This window comes from Streptomyces sp. NPDC007205, from assembly GCF_040634095.1.
GTDB lineage: Bacteria > Actinomycetota > Actinomycetes > Streptomycetales > Streptomycetaceae > Streptomyces.
This window is the reverse complement of the sequence record NZ_JBEYEW010000003.1, coordinates 386,340-403,980: the sequence shown is the minus strand read 5'-3', so window position 1 is coordinate 403,980 and position 17,641 is coordinate 386,340. Positions and strand designations below refer to the sequence as shown.

The following is a 17,641-nucleotide window of genomic DNA, read 5'->3' as shown; positions in this document are numbered from 1 at the left end:
CCGCCGCCTCAGCTGTTCTCGAACCGGCAGCCGGCGTACCGGCCGCGCTCGTGACCGACCATGAGGATCAGCAGCGGCTGCTCGCCGGAGCCTGCCGCCCCGAGCTCCTCCATGTACGAGATGTTGTCGAAGCCGAGCGCGGCGCCGCAGCCGACGCCGATTCCGCTGCTCGCCGTGTACACGGCCTGCGCGACGGATCCCACCAGGGCGTTGACCAGGCGGTAGCCGCGCGGCCCGGCCGCGTCGATCACCGCGTCGCCGCGCACCACCGGTACCACGACGGCCGCGGCCTGTTCCAGGTTGTAGTTGTTGAGGAAGTAGTTGCGCTGCAGGAAGGTGCCGTAGGAACCGGCCTTCAGCAGGGCCAGTTCGCCGGTGTCCGGCACGTACGCGTAGACGCCCGGCTCGACTCCCTCGACGTGGTTGACGAACACGTGGAACCGCACCAGGCCGAGCCCCTGCCCGTCGGCCGTGGACAGGTCGCAGGGCAGGGCGGCGCCCGTCTCGGCGGCCGCCAGGACCGTGCTCAGCTCGGTCCGGGTGAGCTTCTTGAGGGCGGAGAACTCGCCGAAGCTGCTGCGCCGGCCGCGCAGCGCCGTGGACAGCCCGGCAGCACCGAAGTCGGCCGGGCCGAGCGGCAGCCGCTGTCCGTCCCCCGCCGGGAGCGCCGTCGCGGGGGCGAGGGCCTCGGGTGCGGGGCGCTCGTCGGCGCCGGTGCGGGTGTCGGCGTGGATGGCCTGCAGCAGCTCGAACCGCAGCACGGTACGGGAGCGTTCCTCGTCGGTGTGCCGTACCCGCGAGCGCACCGGCGAGGAGGCGCTGCGGCCGCCGTCCCAGGCGAGCGGTACGACGGCGAAGACGCCCTCGTCGTCCGGGTCGACCCCGATCAGCTCGCCCAGCCGGTCCTCGTCGAACCAGAACGCCGGCCGGATGTCCAGGTTCCGTGCCCGCGCCCACAGCCGCCAGGTCTGCACGACGGTGCCGATGTCCATGGTGGTGGCGTGGTAGCTGAAGCTGTTGTATTTGAACGCGTTCTGCCAGAACTTCAGGCCCAGCAGCAGGAACTGGTCGGTGCCGGTGTCCCCGTCCGCCCCGCCGGCCCGGAGCGCCTGCGCGACCTGCCCGCTCACGTCCCCGGTGAGCAGCCGCTGGATGCCGTGCTGCGGCGAGTTGTAGTAGTAGACGCCGGGCGTGACCGGCGCGCTGGGGCCGGCCACCCAGTAGATGCTCACCGGGTACAGGCCGCCGCCGGAGGCGGTGCCTCGGGCGAACTTGGCGGAGCGGTACGACTGCACCTTGTCCAGGTCGTCGTTGGCGTTGATCTCGATCCGGCGGGCGAGGCGGCCGTAGGACTCCAGCAGCATCCCGGACAGCGACTGCAGGGTGAACCCGCCCGCGGCCGTGCCGTCCCCGGCGGCGAAGGCGGCCCGCAGCGAGGCGTCGCCGTCCACGGCGGCGGGCAGCTCGATGGTGTCCAGGTCCCGGTAGAGCTTGGTCTGCCGGGGAGCGTCGGCCCAGTCGGGCTGGAAGTTGCGGGGCGGCATGCCGTCGCGGCCGCGGTGCAGCACGGCGTCGAGGTACTCGTGCGCGAAAGCCATCGCGAAGTCCTTTGCAGTCATGGCAAGTTCAGGGGAAGGGATGCGGGGCGCGGTTGAGGTCCGCCTCGGTCAGGTCCCGGTCGGTGAGCCCGGCGAGCCGCGGGGCCGTGCGCAGCCGGGGCAGGTGGAGGGCGCGCTGCCGGGACCAGCCGAAGTCGATCGGCAGCAGACCGGGCACGATCACACCGGCCGTGTGCAGCCCCGACTCCCGTTGCAGGGCGAGGCTCTGGTCCACGACGACGACGTCGAAGCCGGCCTCGGCGAGCATCGCCACACAGGCGTCGACGTCCTCGCGCAGATCGGCGGCCGGGCGCTGCCCCGTCCCCAGGTCGGCGTAGGTCTCGGCGAGGGACCGCCGCTCGCCCGTCTTCAGCAGGAAGTCGGCGTGCCGCCGCATCGCCGGCAGGCCGTACAGCAGCGGATGGTCGTGCAGGCCGAGCACCCGGTCGAAGTCGTCCACCATGGGCGCGAGCCGGTCCAGGTTCCAGGCGACCCGGCGCGGCAGGTGCGGGGCGTCGGTGGCGATCTCCACCAGCGCCGCCCGCAGCGCCTGCTCCGGGTCCGGGGAGGCACCGGCGCCGAACGCCAGCGTCCCCGGGCCGCCGTCGGTCCGTTCGGCCACGGCGATGACGACGGGCACGGCGAAGCTCACGCGGGCGTCGAAGAACCGGGCCCGGTAGCCGTGCAGCGCGAGCCGGTCGATCAGCGCCCGGGTGGCCGCCGAGCGGCTGGTGGTGCCGTCGATCTCGGGCAGCGCGAGGCCGCCGTACCAGGCGAGCAGGAACGCGTCCCGTTCGATCAGCTCCATCAGCCCGAAGTGCACGGCCTCGGTCAGCGTGCTGCCCGAGGCGCAGCCGTTGGAGCACTCCTGGACGAAGCGTTCGGCGAGCGGCACCGAGTGGTAGTAGGTCAGCAGCTCCGGGACGAGCACGGGTGCGCCGTCGCGCAGCGAGCGGCCCCACACCCAGGGCAGGGTGCGGTCCTCGGTGAAGGGCTCCACGCGGCGCGGGTCGCTCGCGTAGAACTCCGCCGGGTACATCCCGCACTCGCGCGGGTCCAGCACGCGCCGCCCGGCCGCGCGCAGTTCGCGCAGGCTCGCCACGGTCGAGGTCACGCGGGCCCGTGACCGCATGCCGGCGTACCGCTCCAGGCCCTCCAGCAGACCGACGCGGGCGCTGTCGCGGTAGCTGAGGGTGTGCCCGCCCCAGAACGTCTCGTGCAGATAGGTCCCGGAGCGCAGGTCCATCCGCCCGTACGTCGACGCAGTGGTCGGGGAGTCGTACTCGCGCACCACCGCCGGACCCAGCACCCCGCACACGGGGTTGGCCAGTGCCTCCTCGTCCAGCGCGAGGTCGTCCAGGCCGCGCAGCCGGAAGCCGCCGCCGGCCGGTTTCGGCGAGCGGGGCAGCTCCCAGCGCGCGTGCCGTTCGTCGTCGGCGGTTACCTCCGCGCACACCGGGCACTCCGGGTCGGCGGTGAGCCGGAACGCCCGCGACCGCAGCGAGCGCAGGTCGAGCAGCACCACCGTGGCCGAGCCGGCCGGGCCGTGGGGATCCCGGGCGCCGGGGGCCTGGGCCAGGGACGCGAGGATCCGGCCGAGGCTCTCCACGGCGAACGGCGTGAGATACGGGGTGCCGTCCAGGGCCGAGGTACGGCCGCCCAGTTCCAGGGCGTCCCGCAACTCCTTGCTGCGCACCACCTGCCAGCGCCGGTTCAGGCACTGGCCGCACGGCCGCTCGGCGCCGGTGGGCCGCACCGGGCCGAGCACCGCCAGGTGTCCGTAGAGCCGCACGGACACCGTGGCACCGTCCGGCACCGGCATGCCGTCGTCCGTGGTGAGTTCGTCCCGGACGCCGAGCGAGGCGATGTCGGCCCGCAGACCGGTACCGGCGAGCACGGGGGCGAGCGCGGTGCGCAGTTCCTCCCAGGCCGGTTCGGTCCGCGCGCCGGCCTCGCGCACGGTCAGCGTGTCCGTCATGACCGCCCCGTGGCCGCGAACAGGACCCGCACCGCGTGCAGACCCGCCTGCCGCAGGTCGGGGGAGCCGTCGCCGACGGCGTACGGTTCGAGGCCGCGTTCGCGCAGCGCGCCGAGCACGGCGCCGGTGTCCGCCGCCGCGTTCGTGCCCAGGGCCACGGTGTCACCGGTGGCCAGGGTGTACGGGTCGAGGGACGCGACGATGCTCCGGCCGAGCGCCGCCTCCTCCTCGGGCCGTTCGCCGAGGATCTGGAACTGGCCGAGCAGATCGCGCAGTGCGGTCCTCGCGGCCCGTGCGGGGACGAGGTCCGCGCCGGTCGCCCAGCGGGGCGTGCCGTCGCCCTGCCGGGCACGGGCGAGCAGGACGGCCGCCGGTGTGCCGCTGTCCAGGCGCAGCAGCTCGACGGCGACCCCGAGGTTCTCGGCGCTGCGCAGCAGGAATGTCAGCTCGTCGTCGCCGGCCAGGCTCTCCGGGGTGACCGGCGAGAGCGGTGCCCCGGAGCTCACGGCGGTCCGCAGCGCGTGGTGGGCGAGCGCGGAGAACAGGGCCTCGTGGGCGGCCTCGCCGGCCGAGACGCCGACGCCGAGCCCGGCGGGGGTGGCCTCGAAGGCGCCGGCCGGGTTCAGGGCCGGCGCGCAGGGACGGACGGCGCCGGCGGGCACGAGCACCTCGGTGCCGTCGGCCAGCGACGCGGCGGCGCACCAGGCGTCGGCGGCGGGGCCGTCCTGGACGACACCGGTGAAGGTGGTCAGCGCCGCGGGCTCGATCCGCGGGACGCCCTGGCCGTCCGCGGCCGGCACCCGGTACGGCAGCGTCACCAGGTCGAGATAGTCGGCGGCGGCCCGGCGCAGCGCCCGCATCCGGGCGCCCGCGACATGGTGCAGGTCGAAGGCGGTCACCACGCGGCGGCTGCCGGTGCCGGTGCCGAACCGCAGCCGGCTGACCTTCAGCGGCAGCTGGGTGGGCCACTCGTCGTCGAACTCCCGGAAGACGCCGGCAGCGGCGCCGACCAGCTGGGCGGTCAGCTCGTCCAGCTCCGCCACGGCCGGGTCCGTGCCCTCGTCCGTGGCGCCGCGCACCGACGACACGACGGGGGCGGTGAGCCTCACCCGCCGCCAGTCCGGCGCCGCGGGTGCCGTCCCGCGGTCCGCGCACAGCGTGCACTGCGGATGCCTGAGCACCTGGGCGACGGCCGTGTCGAAGGAGTCGATCTCCTGGACGATGACGGAGTTCTCGGTCTCGGGCGGCAGGACACCGGTGAACTCGCGGAACACCTCGTAGCCGAGCAGGTTGCCGAGGATCGCCGACAGATGACGGCCCGGCTCGCGGCCTTCCTGCCCGCCGCCGAGGGCCACCGCGCGCCAGACGTCGGCTGCGGCGCCGGAGTCCCCGTTGAACCCGAGCCGCAGCATGGCGCAGGACCAGCAGGCGCCGTCGCCGCCGCCCCGGGCCAGCGGACCGACGACGACCCGGTGGCCGTACCGGGTCAGCGGCAGCAGCCGGCTGCCCTCCGGGACGCCCTGCGTCAGCAGCCGCACCACCTGGGCGGGGGCCTGCCGGCCGGTGCACACGACCAGGTCGAAGCCGTCCAGCTCGGACCAGTCCAGCAGCCGGTCGTACTCGGCGACCTGGGTGACGCTCGCCGGGGTGCCGGTCTCGGCCAGCTCGGCGGCCTCCTTCGCGGCCTGCGCGAAGACGTCCGCCGGGCCGGCGAAGCCTATGGACGCGATGCCGTTGCGCAGGGCGGCGACCGCGCACCAGCCGGCCACCGCGTCGTCGCCGAGGACGACGACCCGCGCGGTGCGGAAGGCGTGGAAGCGGGCCGAGGCACGGTCCTCGAAGTGGTCGATGTAGTTGATCTGCGCCTCGAACCGCTCGGCGACGGCGGGCTCCGGACCGGCGCCGCTCTCACCGGTGGCGGGCACGTCCCGGGCCAGTCCGCGTTCCATCAGCATCCGCACCAGGCTGCTGACCATCTGCTGCTGCTGCGGCGGGAGCATCTCGGACAGCTCGCGCACCGTGTAGTCGCCGTTGAGGTAGGGGACGATCAGCGAGGCGAACCGGTAGGCGGACCGCCCGGCCAGCTGGAAGCCGCCGTGCGCGTTGTGGAAGAGCACGCCGTTGTCGGTCTCGGTGAACAACACGTCGCGCTTGATCCGCACACGGGCGCCTGCGAACGGGATCACCGGTGGCGTGGCAGGTGTGGACACGATGTCTGTCAGTCCCTTCTGGGGTGGGCAAGTAGTGGGGCAAGGAGTGGTGGGCAAGAAGTGGTGGGCAAGGAGTGGTGGGCAAGGAGTGGTGAGGAAGACGCGAAGGGGCGCAAAGGGCGGGAAAGCCGCTTAACGGGCATGGATGGGTACGGCGCCCCCGGCGTGGGTGTGGTGACGGTGCGGCCGAGGAGGCGCGCTAGGGGGCCGGGGCCGTGGCGACCGCGGGGTCGCGGGGGCGCAGTGCGCCGCACAGATGGCCGCGCAGCAGGCCGTGCATGCGGTAGCGCCCACCCGGCCAGTAGTCCAGGGCGCTGGCCTCGATCAGCTGGTCGAGCAGCGCCTGCAGTTCGTCCGCGGGTGCGCCGAGCAGGTCCGCGCACTCGGCGAACGTGAGGGAGTCCGCGCGGGCCTCGGCCAGCCGTCTGAGGGCGGGTACGGCGTCGGCCGGGAGTGTGGCGAGGTAGTCGTCGAAGGCACGGGCGGCCGAGGTGCCGTGCGGACCGCCGACCGTCAGCTCGGCCAGGGAGGAGGACCGCGCCCGGTCGAGGGCGGCGCCGAGGTCCTGGCCGGGCCGCAGCAGCAGCCGGGTGGCGATCAGACGGAGCGCGATCGGGTGGTCCCCGCACAGGGCGGCCAGTTCGTCCGCGGCCTCGGGATCGGCCGTGGTCATCCGCTCGCCCAGGGTGCCGGCCAGAAAGCGCAGCGACTCGGCCCGGCGGAAGGGCCGCAGCCGGAAGACGCCGGCGCCCCTGCTGACGGCCAGGTCGGCGAGGCTGTGCCGGCTGGTGACCAGGACACGGTGGCCGGTCAGGGCGTCCAGCGCCGGTAGCGCCTGGTCGCTGGAGGTCACCCGGTCGAGGACGACGAGGGAACGTTCCGGCAGTGCGGGCACGCCGGTGCGGGCCGCGTCGGCGGCGTCCAGGAAGTGCCATCCGCCGGGCAGGTCCGCGCCGAGCCGGCGGGCGAGACGCAGGGCGAGCGCGGTCTTGCCGACCCCGGGGAGCCCTGAGACGATCACGGTCCGGGTCTGCTCCCCGGTCAGCAGCCCGGTCAGCTCGGCCAGTTCGGTCGTACGGCCGCAGAAGTCGGCGGGTTCCGCGGGCGGCGGCACCGGCGGCCGTACGACGGCCCGCTCCACCGGGGCCACGGTCTCCCGCGGTGTGGCACCGGCCCGCGTCCTCGGGCTCCATTCCTCGCCCTTGACGATGGCTAGGTGAATTCTTTGCAATTCCGGACCGGGATCGATGCCGAAGTTTTCCCGGAGGTAGCGCCTTACCGACTGGTATTCCGAAAGGGCCTCGCTCTGCCGGCCCGACCGGTAGAGCGCCTCCATAAGTTGCGCGGTCAACCTTTCATCGCCTGCATACTCCGCGGTCAATGCGCGCAGTTCGGGGACGATGGCCGCACAGTTTCCGCGGGCGAGTTCGATCTCATGACAGCGGGCCAGTGCGTTGATCCGCTCCTCGATCAGGGCGGCCACGGCCGAGGTCCGCAGCACGGCCGAGCCCACGCCCGCCACGGGAGCGCCCCGCCAGTGGGCCAGGGCCCGGCGCAGCAGGCCCAGCTCGGTCTCGGCCGAGTCGCACTCCCCGGCCCGGCGGACCGTGTCCCGGAAGGCGAGCATGTCCAGCGTGGTCGCGTCCGCGAGGATCCGGTAGCCGCCCGGAACGGTCTCTATCCCACTGCCGCCTGCACCGTTCAACCGGTACTTCTCCAGCAGCCTGCGCAGCCGCAACATCGTCGCGTGGATGGCGGAGGCGCCCGTCGCCGGCGGTTCGTCGCCCCACAGCACCCGGCGCAGGTACTCCTGGGACACCGTGGAGTTGGCGTGCAGCAGCAGGGCGCCGAGCAGCATGGTCGGCTTCGACGACGGCAGGACCACCGCCTCGTCCAGATGGTTGATCCGCAAAGGCCCGAGGACCTCGAAGAGGTGCCGCATCACATCCCAATCCCCCGTCGCGTGCCGTAAACGGCATGCGAACTTGAGCGCAATGAAAGGTCGTCAACTGGGCAGCGCTCGTCGGCATGGTCGGTACCGAATTCAAGTAGCCGCCGCAGATCGGGAACTTAGACCCGTTCCCCGCCATGAGGATAGAGGTGAAAACAGAACTTGAGGTTTATCTGAGGATCGCACTGTGGGTAACCACAAAAAGTGATCTTCAGGGAACCGGAACGCCGGAAACGGCCTCCGCGCGAGCGCCGGACTGCGGACCACGGCGACCCCGGAAACCGCGGAGGGGAGGGGGCGGGGCCGGGGGTGCCTTAGCCTGGCAGCGTCCGTCCGTACTCCCTGCCGTCGATTGAGGAACCAGATGCCCAAGGTCACGGTGCGCTACTGGGCCGCCGCGAAGGCCGCGGCCGGCGTCGCCGAGGAGCCGTACGACGCGGTCACGCTCGCCGAGGCGCTGGCCGCCGTGCGCGCGCGACACCCCGGTGAACTCACGCGCGTACTGCAGCGATGCTCCTTCCTCGTCGACGGTCATCCCGTCGGGACCCGCGCGCATGAGACGGTACGGCTGGCCGAGGGCGGCGCGGTCGAGGTGCTTCCGCCGTTCGCAGGAGGGTGAGGCGATGAGCGACCAGCCGTATCAGGGCGACCAGCCGTATCAGGGCGACCAGCCCTATCAGGGCGGCCCGTACGAGGGCTACGACCCGTACCAGCAGCAGTGGTCCGCGTACGACCAGCAGCAGTACGGACACGGACAGCAGCCCGGGTACGACCCCCAGCTGACCCAGCAGTGGCAGGGGCAGACCTGGGAGACGCAGACGCACGGGTCGATGCAGATGCCTGCGCAGGCGGCGCAGGCGGCGTACGTGCCGCCGCAGACGTTCGAGGGCCAGTACAGGCAGGACCAGTACAGGCAGGAGTACGCACAGCCGTACCCGGCCGCTCCTCAGCCGCAGCGCGCGCCGGCACCCGCGCCGGCGCCCGCACCGGCAGCGGCGCCGGCCCCGGAAGCCGTGGCGGAGGAGCCCGAGCCCGACTACGGTCCCGCCACGGTCGGCGGCAACGCCCGGATCACGGACGCCCAGCGGGCGCGTCTTGAGGGGCGTTCGCCGATCATCGAGCCCGGTATGCAGCCGGCGCTGCTCACCGCGGTGCTGGGCCTGCTGCTGGCCGCGACGGCGCCCGTCGCCTCGTACGCGCTGGTCGTCCCGCTCGTGCTGCTCCAGGCCGTGACGGCGGCGGGCTGGTTCCGGCTGAACGGCATGTGGCCGGCCCGGCAGGGCATCGCGCTGGCCTTCGCCGGCGGGCTCGCCGCGGACGTGGCGGTCCTGGCCGCGGGCCGCGACCACGTGCCCGCCGCGATCCTCGGCCCGCTCGGCGTCTGGGTCCTGCTGTGCCTGGTCCTGCAGCTGCGCTCGCACGCCTCGCCGGACGAGCGGATGTACGGCCTGATGGCGACGGTCGTCTCGACGGCGCTGTCGGTCCTGGCCACCGGGTATCTGGGCGCCGACCCGCACACGGTGTCGGTGGGCGCGGCGGCGGTGGCGGTGGCGATCCTGGCGAGGGCACTGCCGCTGCCCACCCCGGTGTCGGTGGTGGTCTCGGTACTGGCCGCTTCCGGCGCGGGGATCGCCGTGGGCGGCATGACGGGGCTGGGCGCAAAGGGGGCACTGCTGGGCGGGGCCGCCGCAGTGTGCGCGCTCGTCGGTCACCGGGTCGCGAGCTACGACTACCCGTCCCGCTTCGTCCACTTCACAGCGGGCGTGGCACTGCCCCTGTCGGCGGCGGCACCGGTGGTGTGGGTGCTGGGGCGCGCGCTGGGCTAGGCCCTGCCGTCGGATTCCCGCCTGCCCTGCGGGCGGGATGTGCGGCTTTGCCGCGTGGGCGCACACGAACGGGCCCCACGCACCCGTACTCGGCGACGGCCGCGCATCCCCATGGCGAGTAGCCGAAGGGCCGTACCCCCACTGGCGTCCAACCCCAGGGGTACGGCCCTTCGGCCCGTCACTGAACCCGCTCAGACCGCGATGGCGACCTCGGCCAGCGCGCCCTTCTCCGCCACGTGGACCGTACGGTCCGCCGTGCCGCCGGGCACCAGCGCGCGCACGGTCCACGTGCCCTCGGCCGCGTAGAACCGGAACTGGCCGGTCGCCGAGGTGGGCACCTCCGCGGTGAACTCGCCGGTCGAGTCCAGCAGACGGACGTAGCCCGTCACCGGCTCGCCGTCGCGGGTCACCTGACCCTGGATCGTGGTCTCACCGGGCTTGATCGTCGAGGCGTCCGGGCCGCCGGCCTTCGCTCCGCACATGCTGTCTCTCCAGAGGGGTTGGGATTACTTGTTGGCGCCGAGCTCGATCGGCACGCCGACGAGGGAGCCGTACTCGGTCCAGGAACCGTCGTAGTTCTTGACGTTCTCGACACCGAGCAGCTCGTGCAGCACGAACCAGGTCAGGGCCGAACGCTCACCGATGCGGCAGTAGGCGATCGTGTCCTTGGCGAGGTCCACGTTCTCCTCGGCGTAGAGGGCCTTGAGGTCCTCGTCCGACTTGAAGGTGCCGTCGTCGTTGGCGTTCTTCGACCACGGGATGTTGCGGGCGCTCGGGACATGGCCCGGACGCTGCGACTGCTCCTGCGGGAGGTGGGCAGGGGCGAGCAGCTTGCCGCTGAACTCGTCGGGCGAGCGGACGTCGACCAGGTTGTGCGAGCCGATCGCGGCGACGACGTCGTCACGGAAGGCGCGGATCGAGGTGTCCTGCGGCTTGGCCTTGTAGTCCGTCCTCGGGCGCTCGGGTACCTCGTCGCCGGCGACCAGCTCGCGGGCGTCCAGCTCCCACTTCTTGCGGCCGCCGTCGAGGAGCTTGACGTTCTCGTGGCCGTACAGCTTGAAGTACCAGTAGGCGTACGACGCGAACCAGTTGTTGTTGCCGCCGTACAGGATCACCAGGGTGTCGTTGGCAATGCCCTTCTCCGACAGGAGCTTCTCGAAGCCCTCCTGGTCGATGAAGTCGCGGCGGACCGGGTCCTGGAGGTCCTTGGTCCAGTCGATGCGGATCGCGTTCTTGATGTGGTTCTTCTCGTAGGCGGACGTGTCCTCGTCCACCTCGACGATGGCGATGGCCGGGTCGTCCAGGTGCTGCTCCAGCCAGTCGGCATCGACCAGGACGTCGTTGCGGCTCATGCTCTTTCTCCTCCGGGGCAGTTGCGGCGGGGCGTGCGAGTAGAGGGGTGCGCGCGCTCCAGGGCCGGGCGGCGCACGGGTGCCCTTCCAGCAGGGCGGCTGAGGGATGCGGAAGTCGGGGACTTTCGCTCAGAAGGGGCGACAGAGCATGGCGGCAACGCGGCACAGGTCCACTGCCCGCCGCTTCGTGAGATCCGCCTGTCGCTTCATGGGCTCGATCGTAGGGACGTCCGGGCGGGCGTGTCACCGGCGTGTCATATGGCGAGACACGATCGTCCGTATGGCGGAATGAGAAAGCGCCCGGCGGCCGTCGCGCGGCCCGCCGAGCGCTCGCCCGGGTCTCTCCATCTACGCTACGGACGTCCCCGTCTCGCCAGTCGGACCAGCCCGGACGGTGCCGGATGATGCCGGGGCGATCGGCTCCCTGTCCCGTTACCCCGCCAGCTTGACGTCGGAACCCTTCACCGTGATCTCCACACCGTTCTTCGCGGCCTGCACCTTGTCCAGCTTGATGCCGCCGGGCAGCCGGTCGATGGCCTGCTGGAAGTCGGTGATCTCACGGATGCGGTTCTCGGCGATCGCGGCGGCGCCGAGCCTGGGCAGCGAGTCGGCGTGGACCTGCACCTTGTCGTTCTCGACGGTCACCGTGCTGAGCACGGGCACGGTCTGCTTGATCCCGAGGGACGAGACGGTGCCCTCCACCATGACCTTGATCTTGCCGTTGCCGCCGTCGGACAGGCCGACGATCCGGGCCGTGATCCCGGGGGCGACCTCGGTCGGCTGGGAGCCCGCGGTCTTCAGCAGCTCGGAGTAGGAGATCGTCGCGGTGCCGGTGGCGCTGGCCGCGGTGGCGGAGTTGTAGTCCCCGGAGAACGAGACACCCTTCATGTCCGCCTTCAGGTCGTCGATCCGGATCGTCTGCCCTGCCTTGCCGGTGGCGGCCTGATAGTCCTTGATCCCGACCTCGACGTCATCGAGCGACCCGCCCGCGACCTGGGTCAGGAAGGGGAACCCCTTGATGTCCACGTCCGGCGTCGAGGCCAGGTTCTCGGTCGCCTTCAGCTTGTCGGCGGCCTGCCCCTCGGCGAAGTGCACGGCGACCCGGTCCGCGATCACGAACAGCCCGCCCAGGATCACGGCGAGGATCAGGATGATTCGCAGGGCGCGCATGTGGTGTTCCCCCCGGGGGCGGCGACTGGTGTGGCTACGCCACGGTAACCCCGCGGGGGCGGCCGAGCAGGAATTGTGGATCAGTTGTGACAGGGGCGGGCCGCCCTACCCTGGAGTCATGTACGCACGGCGGCGGCACGTGTACTTCGCCATGATGGGGACGTGCATCGGTCTCTTCGTCCTGGCGTGGGGAGTGGTGCGCCTCTGGTCGGTGCCGGCGGCCGTCGGTATGTGCGTCGTGGCCATGGTCATCCCGCCGGTCGCCGCGATGATCGCCAACCGGCGGGGCCCGGAGGACCGCTGGTGGGACGATCCCTCCGGCGACCCCAAGTCCGACGAGTGGTGGGACGAGCTGGACGGCAAGAAGCGCCCGCGCCCGTAAGGGGGCTCAGTAGACGAGCGCCTGGGTGGCGTCGGCGAGGGACTCCTGTACGAAGACCTGCGCACCCGCGATCCGTACGCCCTCGATGACGTCCTTCTCGGTGATCTCCCGCCGGGCGGCACACTGCGTGCACAGCGTGATGCGCCCGGCGGCGAGGATCGACTCGATCAGGTCCGGCAGCGGCGCCGCGTGCGGCAGCTCGAACTCGGCGGCCCGCCCCGGCAGCGCGAACCAGGACGACTCCCCGGTCAGCCACAGCGACACCTCGACCCCGCTGGCCACGGCCACCGCGGCCACCGTGAACGCCTGCGAACAGCGCTCGGGGGCGTCCGCGCCGGCCGTCACCTTGATCACGAGCTTCTTGTTCATGCCGGAAGCGTAGCCGCGGCGACGATCGTGACGAGCAGCGCGGCGACACAGAGAGCGGTGAGTACGCCGCTCACGGTGGCGCCGTCGAGCCGGGGCCGCTGCCGGTGCCGGTGCCGGGACCGGGTGGCGAAACCGGGGTGGAAAGGCGGGAGCGCATAACCCGGTGAGAGCGGCCCCTCGTCTCTCGGTGCGCCGTGCTCCGCCCGGTACCGCTTGCACTCCTCGTACGGCAGGCCGCCCTGGATGCCGCTCATGCGCGGTGCTCCTGCCGCTGGTGCTGCCGCAGCAGCACATTGGCGTCGGTCTCCGCGCTCCGATCGCACACCGCCCGCGCCGCCTCCCGCAGCTCGGCCATCCTCATGCACGCCGGGCAGCCGGGGACCGGCCGGGGTGGGCGGCTGAGGTCGTCGGGGTCGGGCGGCACGGCCCGCGTACGGCCGTTCACCGCGTGGACGCTCGCGCTGAGGCATTCGCGGTCGGTGGCCGGGCGCACCGCGGCGGGATCGGCCTGCCACTCGCGGCCACCGCCGAGGGGGCGCAGCAGCGCGTACGGCCCCGAGCGGTCCTGGTACTCGCCGACGCGGTGGGTGGCGGGGTCGTACAGCACGGTGCCGGGTTCGTAGCCGGCCGGTTCCGTTCTCATAGCGTTCGCTCCTTTGCTCAACATCTGTACGGAATGCGACAGTTGCACTACTCTGCGTGCTCCTGGGCTGATACGAGGATGGCGCAGGGCGGAGGCGGACACGGGCGGAATGGCGGCTAGTGCCACAGCGGGCGGCCCAAATTCCACAAGTTCCACGAACAGGGAGGGCGCGGTGCCGCAGCGGAGGGCGATCACGGGGCGGAGCCAGGAGCCGAGGGTTCGTTTCGGCGAGGAACTGCGGTTACTGCGGGCCGCGCGGGGCGTGAGCCTGCGGACGCTGGCCGACGCGGTGGGCTGGGACGCGTCCCTCTTCGGCAAGCTGGAGAACGGCCACACGCTGGGCGGACCGGAGGTGGCACAGGCGCTGGACCAGTACTACGGCACGGGGCGGTTGGTGCTGACCCTGTGGGAGCTGGCGGTGGCGGATCCGACGCAGTTCAAGGAGCGGTATCGGCAGTACATGCTGCGGGAGGCCGAGGCGGTGAGTATGTGGCAGTACTCGCCGAGCATCGTTCCTGGTCTGCTGCAAACCCCCGAATACGCCAGTGAGTTGCTCACGCAGGGTGGGCTGACCGGGGTGGAACTGGACAAGCAGGTGACGGCCCGCATGGGGCGTCGTGAGCCGCTGCTGGCGGAGGGCGGGCCGCAGTTCCGCGCAATCCTCTCGGAGACAGTGCTGCGCAGCCCGTTGAGTGATCCGGTCGCGTGGCAGGCGCAATTGCGTCATCTTCTGGCGATGGGCGAGCGCCCCAACGTCACCGTCCAGGTGCTGCCGCATGCGATGGGGCTGCACGCGCTGACGAACACCCACACCATGTTCCTGCACCACGCCGGCCGCATCGTCGCCTGGGTCGAGACGGGCTACTCGGGCGAACTTGTCCAGGAAAGCACGGCCGTCGACCGCCTCCAGCTCCGATACGATCGGGTACGCGATGTGGCCCTATCTCCGGGCGAATCGCGGGAGTTCATCGAACGGATCCTGGAGGAGGCGCCATGCGAGCCATCGATCTGAGCACCATCACGTGGCGCAAGAGCAGCTACAGCAACCAGGACGGCGGCGAGTGCGTCGAGGTCTCCGACGACCTCCTCCGCACCGCCGACTGGCGCAAGAGCTCGTACAGCAACCAGGACGGCGGCCAGTGCCTGGAGGTCGCCGACAACATCCCCGCGAAGCGGCTCGTCCCCGTCCGGGACAGCAAGGACACCACCCGCACCCCCCTCCTCTTCGGCGCGGGCGCCTGGGCCGCGTTCGTGGGCGGAGTCAAGCGTGGTAGGCCGCTCGGCTAAGCCCTCATGGTCGTCGACCTACCTGCTCCCATGCGCCCTTGACGGGCATCGCTCGCCAGGCGAACGGGGGATCTGCTGATCCAGTCCTACAAGGCCACCGAAGCTGAGGTGAAGGCATGCCAGCAGATCGGCTCTGTTCCGGGGCACTCGACGGACGTGCCGGACCACGAGACGATCATTCGGCTGCCCAAGGTCATGGTGCAGTACATCCCGCGCCCGGAGGGCAGCGCCAGTGATGAACCCTGTTCTTGAGGGTTTGGCCAAGGCCCAGCGCTCGGCCGTGCACCTCGAAATGCGCGATGCCTACCAGCCCGGTGATCGGGAGTTCATCGCGTGGCAGAACGGCAAGCGACTCGACCCCACCGCAGACCGGTCGACGTGGTGGCGTCCGTTCCTGGACGTGGTGATCGAGACCAGGGCGCGGGGAGTGGTGATGAGGCGGGCCCGGATCGTCTCGGAGCCGGTGACGGACTACATCAAGTACGAGTACGACGTAACGTTCCCCAACATCGCGGCCGGTGAGCTGGTGCGATGGCTGCCCCGGCGCAGGGCGGCGGACATCCCGCTCCCGGGAACCGACCTGTGGATGTTCGACAACTCCTCTGTGCTGTTCACGTACTTCTCCGGGAACGGTGAGGTGGTCGACCGTGAATGGCACACCGAACCGGCGGTCGTGGAGCTGGTGAGCACGGCGTTCGAAAAGGTCTGGGAGCGGGCCACGCCGCACGACGAGTACAAGCCGGTCTGACCGGTCGGAGCCATGCCCGCGTCAGGATCGTCAAGCCTTCAGGCAGCTCGGCAAGTCCTTGCCGACCGGATCCTGGCCACCGTCGGCATCCGCCAGGTACCAGCGGCGTGGATCCGGCAGACCCGGCCTGGCGGCGTGATCCTCGCGCCATGGGGTACCCCTTACGGCAACGCGGACGCCGTGGTCCGCTTGGAGGTCGAGGGTGAGATGGCTGTGGGGCCCTTCACCCGGTGCGTGGAGTTCATGAAGCTCCGCGCGCAAAGGGGCCCGGCCGTCAGCCACGCCGGCTATCTGTCGGCGGGCCCCCTGGAGGACGCGGAGCGGACCACGACACCCCTCACTGACGAGGAGTTCGTGACGGGGCAGTTCACAGATCTGCCGTTCGTGCTCGGCCTGCGGGTGTTCCAGTGCCGTCAGGCCGTGGCAGAAAAGCGCGACGGCGCTCGGCCTGTGTGGTTCTACAGCTTGACGGACGAGTCGTGGGCGTGCGTGATGTTCCGGGACGGCGAGCGGCGCGCGTGCGTCTGGCAGTCAGGACACCGACGCCTCTGGGACGAGGTGACCGACGCCTACCAGTGGTGGAAGGAGCGGGGGTCCCCGAGCGTGACCCGCTTCGGCCTCACGGTCGACGCATACGGACAACGCGTGTGGCTGGACGACCCGGCGAACGAGTCCTGGTCCGTCCCTGCCCCGCATATGCCCTGTGGGGAAAAGTAGGTGCGACTGCTGCCTCCCGCTGGCCAGGGTGCGATGGTGATCGGGACGCTGTGCCTCATCCTGCTGCCGTCACGTGACCAGGGCTCAGCCGAAGATTCCCGCGTTCAGCGGGGCGCCCACCAGGTCCGTGACGTCTGACAAGGCCGCAGGATCATCGTTCTGGGCGTGGGCAGTGGTCGGCATGACCGCCAGCAGCAGACCGGCAGCCACACCCGTCGCCATCGTTCGCAGCACCTTGAGCATGCTCTTCTCCCCGATCTCACGTTGAACCTGGATCAAGGTTCGGTGCCGGCCGATCCGGGGGCGAGTCAGGCGGGCCGAATGGGGCCGGGCCCCTGGTCGGCCCACCTCCTCAAGAGAGGCCGACCCGGGCCGCGTAAGCTGGGCCCCGGCTCTGTCGTATGCCCACCCCCGCTCAAGGAGCACCCGTGGAGACGTTCTTCGAAATCCTGCTGGTCCTGGTCTGCGTCGGCGTGCTCGCCTTCGCCGGTCTGACCGTGAAGAAGCTGTACCAGGGCCAGCGCTGACCCCCACCTAGGAAACGCCCCTCATGATCGAGATCCCGTCCGACCTGCACAAGGACCTCGTCCCGCTCGCCTTTCTGCTCGGCAACTGGGCCGGTGCGGGCGTGCACGACTTCCCCGGCTCCCAGAAGTGCAACTTCGGCCAGGAGGTCAGCTTCACCCACGACGGCCGGGACTTCCTGGAGTACCACTCCCACACCTGGGTGCTGGACAACGACGGCAACAAGGTCCGCCCACTGGAGTCGGAGTCCGGTTTCTGGCGGATCGACGCCGACCGCAAGGTCGAGATCACGATGGTCCGCGACGACGGTGTCATCGAGATCTGGTACGGCGAGATGGCCGACAAGAAGCCGCAGATCGACCTGGTCACGGACGCCGTCGCCCGCACGGCCGCCTCGCAGCCGTACACCGGTGGCAAGCGGCTCTACGGCTACGTCAAGAGCGACCTCATGTGGGTCGGCGAGAAGCAGACGCCCGAGGTCGAGCTGCGCCCCTACATGTCGGCCCACCTGAAGAAGGTCGTCACCCCGGAGGACGTCGAGCGCTGGGCCAAGGCCCTCCCGGACGATATGCCGGACGACGGCATCGCCTTCTTCAAGTAGGTTCCCGACGTCCCCGTACGCCTGCCGTTCCGGCTTGCGTCATCGTGATGGCTCCGTGCACTGCGCCGGGGCCGTCACTTGTTTCCGCGGGACACGAAACACTCAGGGGTTAACAGATTAGGGGCGCAGTGCACTGCGCTTGCGGTGGGTGATCTCCGTTGCTACCGTTGAGTGCAGCGACGCGAGACGCCAACGCAATGGGCACCGCGTCAAGAAGCTGTGCGCGAGAAACAGAAACCCCCGGCTGCCCTGAGGGCGGCCGGGGGTCCGGAAATCCGTGCCCT

The 17,641-nt window shown here is 71.2% G+C and carries 20 protein-coding genes and 1 pseudogene; 9 read left to right on the top strand and 12 right to left on the bottom strand.

Features of this window, described 5'->3' with window-relative positions:
• Nucleotides 1-8: 8 nt before the first annotated feature.
• The 4 genes from ABZ624_RS08330 to ABZ624_RS08315 all read right to left on the bottom strand — a co-directional run bounded on the left by ABZ624_RS08330 (nt 9) and on the right by ABZ624_RS08315 (nt 7,728).
• On the bottom strand, nt 9-1,598 hold the full coding sequence (locus ABZ624_RS08330; RefSeq protein ID WP_360083916.1) for a SagB family peptide dehydrogenase: 1,590 nt from the start codon (nt 1,596-1,598) through the stop codon (nt 9-11).
• Between the two features lie 28 nt (nt 1,599-1,626).
• Nucleotides 1,627-3,576 (bottom strand): TOMM precursor leader peptide-binding protein, encoded by a 1,950-nt coding sequence (locus ABZ624_RS08325; RefSeq protein ID WP_360083914.1) that lies wholly within the window; start codon nt 3,574-3,576, stop codon nt 1,627-1,629.
• The gene (locus tag ABZ624_RS08320; protein WP_360083912.1) at nt 3,573-5,786 is read right to left on the bottom strand and encodes a TOMM precursor leader peptide-binding protein; all 2,214 of its coding nucleotides are present in this window, start codon (nt 5,784-5,786) and stop codon (nt 3,573-3,575) included. Before ABZ624_RS08320 ends, ABZ624_RS08325 begins: the two co-directional genes overlap by 4 nt.
• Nucleotides 5,787-5,985: 199 nt before the next feature.
• Nucleotides 5,986-7,728 (bottom strand): AfsR/SARP family transcriptional regulator, encoded by a 1,743-nt coding sequence (locus tag ABZ624_RS08315; RefSeq protein WP_360083910.1) that lies wholly within the window; start codon nt 7,726-7,728, stop codon nt 5,986-5,988.
• 373 nt (nt 7,729-8,101) lie between these two features.
• On the opposite strand from ABZ624_RS08315, the gene ABZ624_RS08310 reads away from it, so the two are divergent.
• Both ABZ624_RS08310 and ABZ624_RS08305 read left to right on the top strand, forming a co-directional pair.
• Nucleotides 8,102-8,356 carry a MoaD/ThiS family protein gene (locus tag ABZ624_RS08310; protein WP_360083908.1) on the top strand — a complete coding sequence of 85 codons (255 nt, stop codon included), beginning with the start codon at nt 8,102-8,104 and terminating at the stop codon, nt 8,354-8,356.
• Nucleotides 8,357-8,360: 4 nt separating this feature from the next.
• Nucleotides 8,361-9,563: a hypothetical protein gene (locus tag ABZ624_RS08305; RefSeq protein ID WP_360083906.1), complete on the top strand. Its 1,203-nt coding sequence runs from the start codon at nt 8,361-8,363 to the stop codon at nt 9,561-9,563.
• Between the two features lie 191 nt (nt 9,564-9,754).
• Here the strand turns inward: ABZ624_RS08305 and ABZ624_RS08300 are convergent, their stop codons facing one another.
• The 4 genes from ABZ624_RS08300 to ABZ624_RS08285 all read right to left on the bottom strand — a co-directional run bounded on the left by ABZ624_RS08300 (nt 9,755) and on the right by ABZ624_RS08285 (nt 12,085).
• Nucleotides 9,755-10,045: a DUF1416 domain-containing protein gene (locus ABZ624_RS08300; RefSeq protein ID WP_360083904.1), complete on the bottom strand. Its 291-nt coding sequence runs from the start codon at nt 10,043-10,045 to the stop codon at nt 9,755-9,757.
• Between the two features lie 24 nt (nt 10,046-10,069).
• Nucleotides 10,070-10,915 carry a sulfurtransferase gene (locus tag ABZ624_RS08295; protein WP_360083902.1) on the bottom strand — a complete coding sequence of 282 codons (846 nt, stop codon included), beginning with the start codon at nt 10,913-10,915 and terminating at the stop codon, nt 10,070-10,072.
• 129 nt (nt 10,916-11,044) lie between these two features.
• On the bottom strand, nt 11,045-11,125 hold the full coding sequence (locus ABZ624_RS08290) for an Ms5788A family Cys-rich leader peptide (protein ID WP_350751515.1): 81 nt from the start codon (nt 11,123-11,125) through the stop codon (nt 11,045-11,047).
• A 222-nt stretch (nt 11,126-11,347) separates the two neighbouring features.
• Nucleotides 11,348-12,085: a DUF2993 domain-containing protein gene (locus ABZ624_RS08285; protein WP_360083900.1), complete on the bottom strand. Its 738-nt coding sequence runs from the start codon at nt 12,083-12,085 to the stop codon at nt 11,348-11,350.
• Between the two features lie 118 nt (nt 12,086-12,203).
• On the opposite strand from ABZ624_RS08285, the gene ABZ624_RS08280 reads away from it, so the two are divergent.
• Nucleotides 12,204-12,467, top strand: coding sequence for a DUF3099 domain-containing protein (locus ABZ624_RS08280; protein ID WP_360083898.1), 264 nt, complete (start codon nt 12,204-12,206; stop codon nt 12,465-12,467).
• Nucleotides 12,468-12,473: 6 nt separating this feature from the next.
• On the opposite strand, the gene ABZ624_RS08275 is transcribed toward ABZ624_RS08280, so the two are convergent.
• Genes ABZ624_RS08275 through ABZ624_RS08265 form a run of 3 tightly spaced genes read right to left on the bottom strand, consistent with a single transcriptional unit; the run spans nt 12,474 to nt 13,479 of the window.
• Nucleotides 12,474-12,836, bottom strand: a complete 363-nt coding sequence (locus tag ABZ624_RS08275) for a DsrE family protein (RefSeq protein WP_360083896.1) — start codon at nt 12,834-12,836, stop codon at nt 12,474-12,476.
• Nucleotides 12,833-13,090: a hypothetical protein gene (locus tag ABZ624_RS08270; RefSeq protein ID WP_360083894.1), complete on the bottom strand. Its 258-nt coding sequence runs from the start codon at nt 13,088-13,090 to the stop codon at nt 12,833-12,835. Before ABZ624_RS08270 ends, ABZ624_RS08275 begins: the two co-directional genes overlap by 4 nt.
• Nucleotides 13,087-13,479 carry a hypothetical protein gene (locus ABZ624_RS08265; RefSeq protein WP_360083892.1) on the bottom strand — a complete coding sequence of 131 codons (393 nt, stop codon included), beginning with the start codon at nt 13,477-13,479 and terminating at the stop codon, nt 13,087-13,089. The genes ABZ624_RS08270 and ABZ624_RS08265 overlap by 4 nt, the downstream gene beginning before the upstream one ends.
• 172 nt (nt 13,480-13,651) lie before the next feature.
• Here ABZ624_RS08265 and ABZ624_RS08260 point away from each other — a divergent pair, with 172 nt between their 5' ends.
• The 5 genes and pseudogenes from ABZ624_RS08260 (at nt 13,652) to ABZ624_RS08240 (ending at nt 16,231) form a co-directional block, all read left to right on the top strand.
• Nucleotides 13,652-14,491: a helix-turn-helix transcriptional regulator gene (locus ABZ624_RS08260; RefSeq protein ID WP_360083890.1), complete on the top strand. Its 840-nt coding sequence runs from the start codon at nt 13,652-13,654 to the stop codon at nt 14,489-14,491.
• Nucleotides 14,473-14,766, top strand: a complete 294-nt coding sequence (locus tag ABZ624_RS08255) for a DUF397 domain-containing protein (RefSeq protein ID WP_360083888.1) — start codon at nt 14,473-14,475, stop codon at nt 14,764-14,766. Before ABZ624_RS08260 ends, ABZ624_RS08255 begins: the two co-directional genes overlap by 19 nt.
• A gap of 63 nt (nt 14,767-14,829) precedes the next feature.
• Nucleotides 14,830-15,018: pseudogene (locus ABZ624_RS08250) on the top strand (hypothetical protein); the annotation flags it as partial.
• On the top strand, nt 14,999-15,514 hold the full coding sequence (locus ABZ624_RS08245) for a DUF6879 family protein (RefSeq protein WP_360083886.1): 516 nt from the start codon (nt 14,999-15,001) through the stop codon (nt 15,512-15,514). The pseudogene ABZ624_RS08250 and the gene ABZ624_RS08245, both read left to right, overlap by 20 nt.
• Before the next feature lie 135 nt (nt 15,515-15,649).
• Entirely contained in the window at nt 15,650-16,231 is a 582-nt protein-coding gene (locus ABZ624_RS08240; protein ID WP_360083884.1) for a hypothetical protein, read from the top strand.
• A gap of 84 nt (nt 16,232-16,315) precedes the next feature.
• On the opposite strand, the gene ABZ624_RS08235 is transcribed toward ABZ624_RS08240, so the two are convergent.
• A complete protein-coding gene (locus ABZ624_RS08235; protein ID WP_360083882.1) occupies nt 16,316-16,474 on the bottom strand; it encodes a hypothetical protein in 159 nt (52 codons plus the stop codon).
• 307 nt (nt 16,475-16,781) lie between these two features.
• On the opposite strand from ABZ624_RS08235, the gene ABZ624_RS08230 reads away from it, so the two are divergent.
• Nucleotides 16,782-17,357, top strand: a complete 576-nt coding sequence (locus ABZ624_RS08230) for an FABP family protein (RefSeq protein WP_360083880.1) — start codon at nt 16,782-16,784, stop codon at nt 17,355-17,357.
• Nucleotides 17,358-17,641: the final 284 nt, after the last annotated feature.

Excerpts from the sequence above, each read along its gene's own strand:
- ABZ624_RS08330 (WP_360083916.1), bottom strand. The coding sequence starts at position 1,598 with ATGGCTTTCGCGCACGAGTACCTCGACGCCGTGCTGCACCGCGGCCGC.
- ABZ624_RS08325 (WP_360083914.1), bottom strand. The coding sequence starts at position 3,576 with ATGACGGACACGCTGACCGTGCGCGAGGCCGGCGCGCGGACCGAACCG.
- ABZ624_RS08315 (WP_360083910.1), bottom strand. The coding sequence starts at position 7,728 with ATGCGGCACCTCTTCGAGGTCCTCGGGCCTTTGCGGATCAACCATCTG.
- ABZ624_RS08310 (WP_360083908.1), top strand. The coding sequence starts at position 8,102 with ATGCCCAAGGTCACGGTGCGCTACTGGGCCGCCGCGAAGGCCGCGGCC.
- ABZ624_RS08305 (WP_360083906.1), top strand. The coding sequence starts at position 8,361 with ATGAGCGACCAGCCGTATCAGGGCGACCAGCCGTATCAGGGCGACCAG.
- ABZ624_RS08300 (WP_360083904.1), bottom strand. The coding sequence starts at position 10,045 with ATGTGCGGAGCGAAGGCCGGCGGCCCGGACGCCTCGACGATCAAGCCC.
- ABZ624_RS08295 (WP_360083902.1), bottom strand. The coding sequence starts at position 10,915 with ATGAGCCGCAACGACGTCCTGGTCGATGCCGACTGGCTGGAGCAGCAC.
- ABZ624_RS08290 (WP_350751515.1), bottom strand. The coding sequence starts at position 11,125 with ATGAAGCGACAGGCGGATCTCACGAAGCGGCGGGCAGTGGACCTGTGC.
- ABZ624_RS08285 (WP_360083900.1), bottom strand. The coding sequence starts at position 12,085 with ATGCGCGCCCTGCGAATCATCCTGATCCTCGCCGTGATCCTGGGCGGG.
- ABZ624_RS08280 (WP_360083898.1), top strand. The coding sequence starts at position 12,204 with ATGTACGCACGGCGGCGGCACGTGTACTTCGCCATGATGGGGACGTGC.
- ABZ624_RS08275 (WP_360083896.1), bottom strand. The coding sequence starts at position 12,836 with ATGAACAAGAAGCTCGTGATCAAGGTGACGGCCGGCGCGGACGCCCCC.
- ABZ624_RS08270 (WP_360083894.1), bottom strand. The coding sequence starts at position 13,090 with ATGAGCGGCATCCAGGGCGGCCTGCCGTACGAGGAGTGCAAGCGGTAC.
- ABZ624_RS08265 (WP_360083892.1), bottom strand. The coding sequence starts at position 13,479 with ATGAGAACGGAACCGGCCGGCTACGAACCCGGCACCGTGCTGTACGAC.
- ABZ624_RS08255 (WP_360083888.1), top strand. The coding sequence starts at position 14,473 with ATGCGAGCCATCGATCTGAGCACCATCACGTGGCGCAAGAGCAGCTAC.
- ABZ624_RS08235 (WP_360083882.1), bottom strand. The coding sequence starts at position 16,474 with ATGCTCAAGGTGCTGCGAACGATGGCGACGGGTGTGGCTGCCGGTCTG.
- ABZ624_RS08230 (WP_360083880.1), top strand. The coding sequence starts at position 16,782 with ATGATCGAGATCCCGTCCGACCTGCACAAGGACCTCGTCCCGCTCGCC.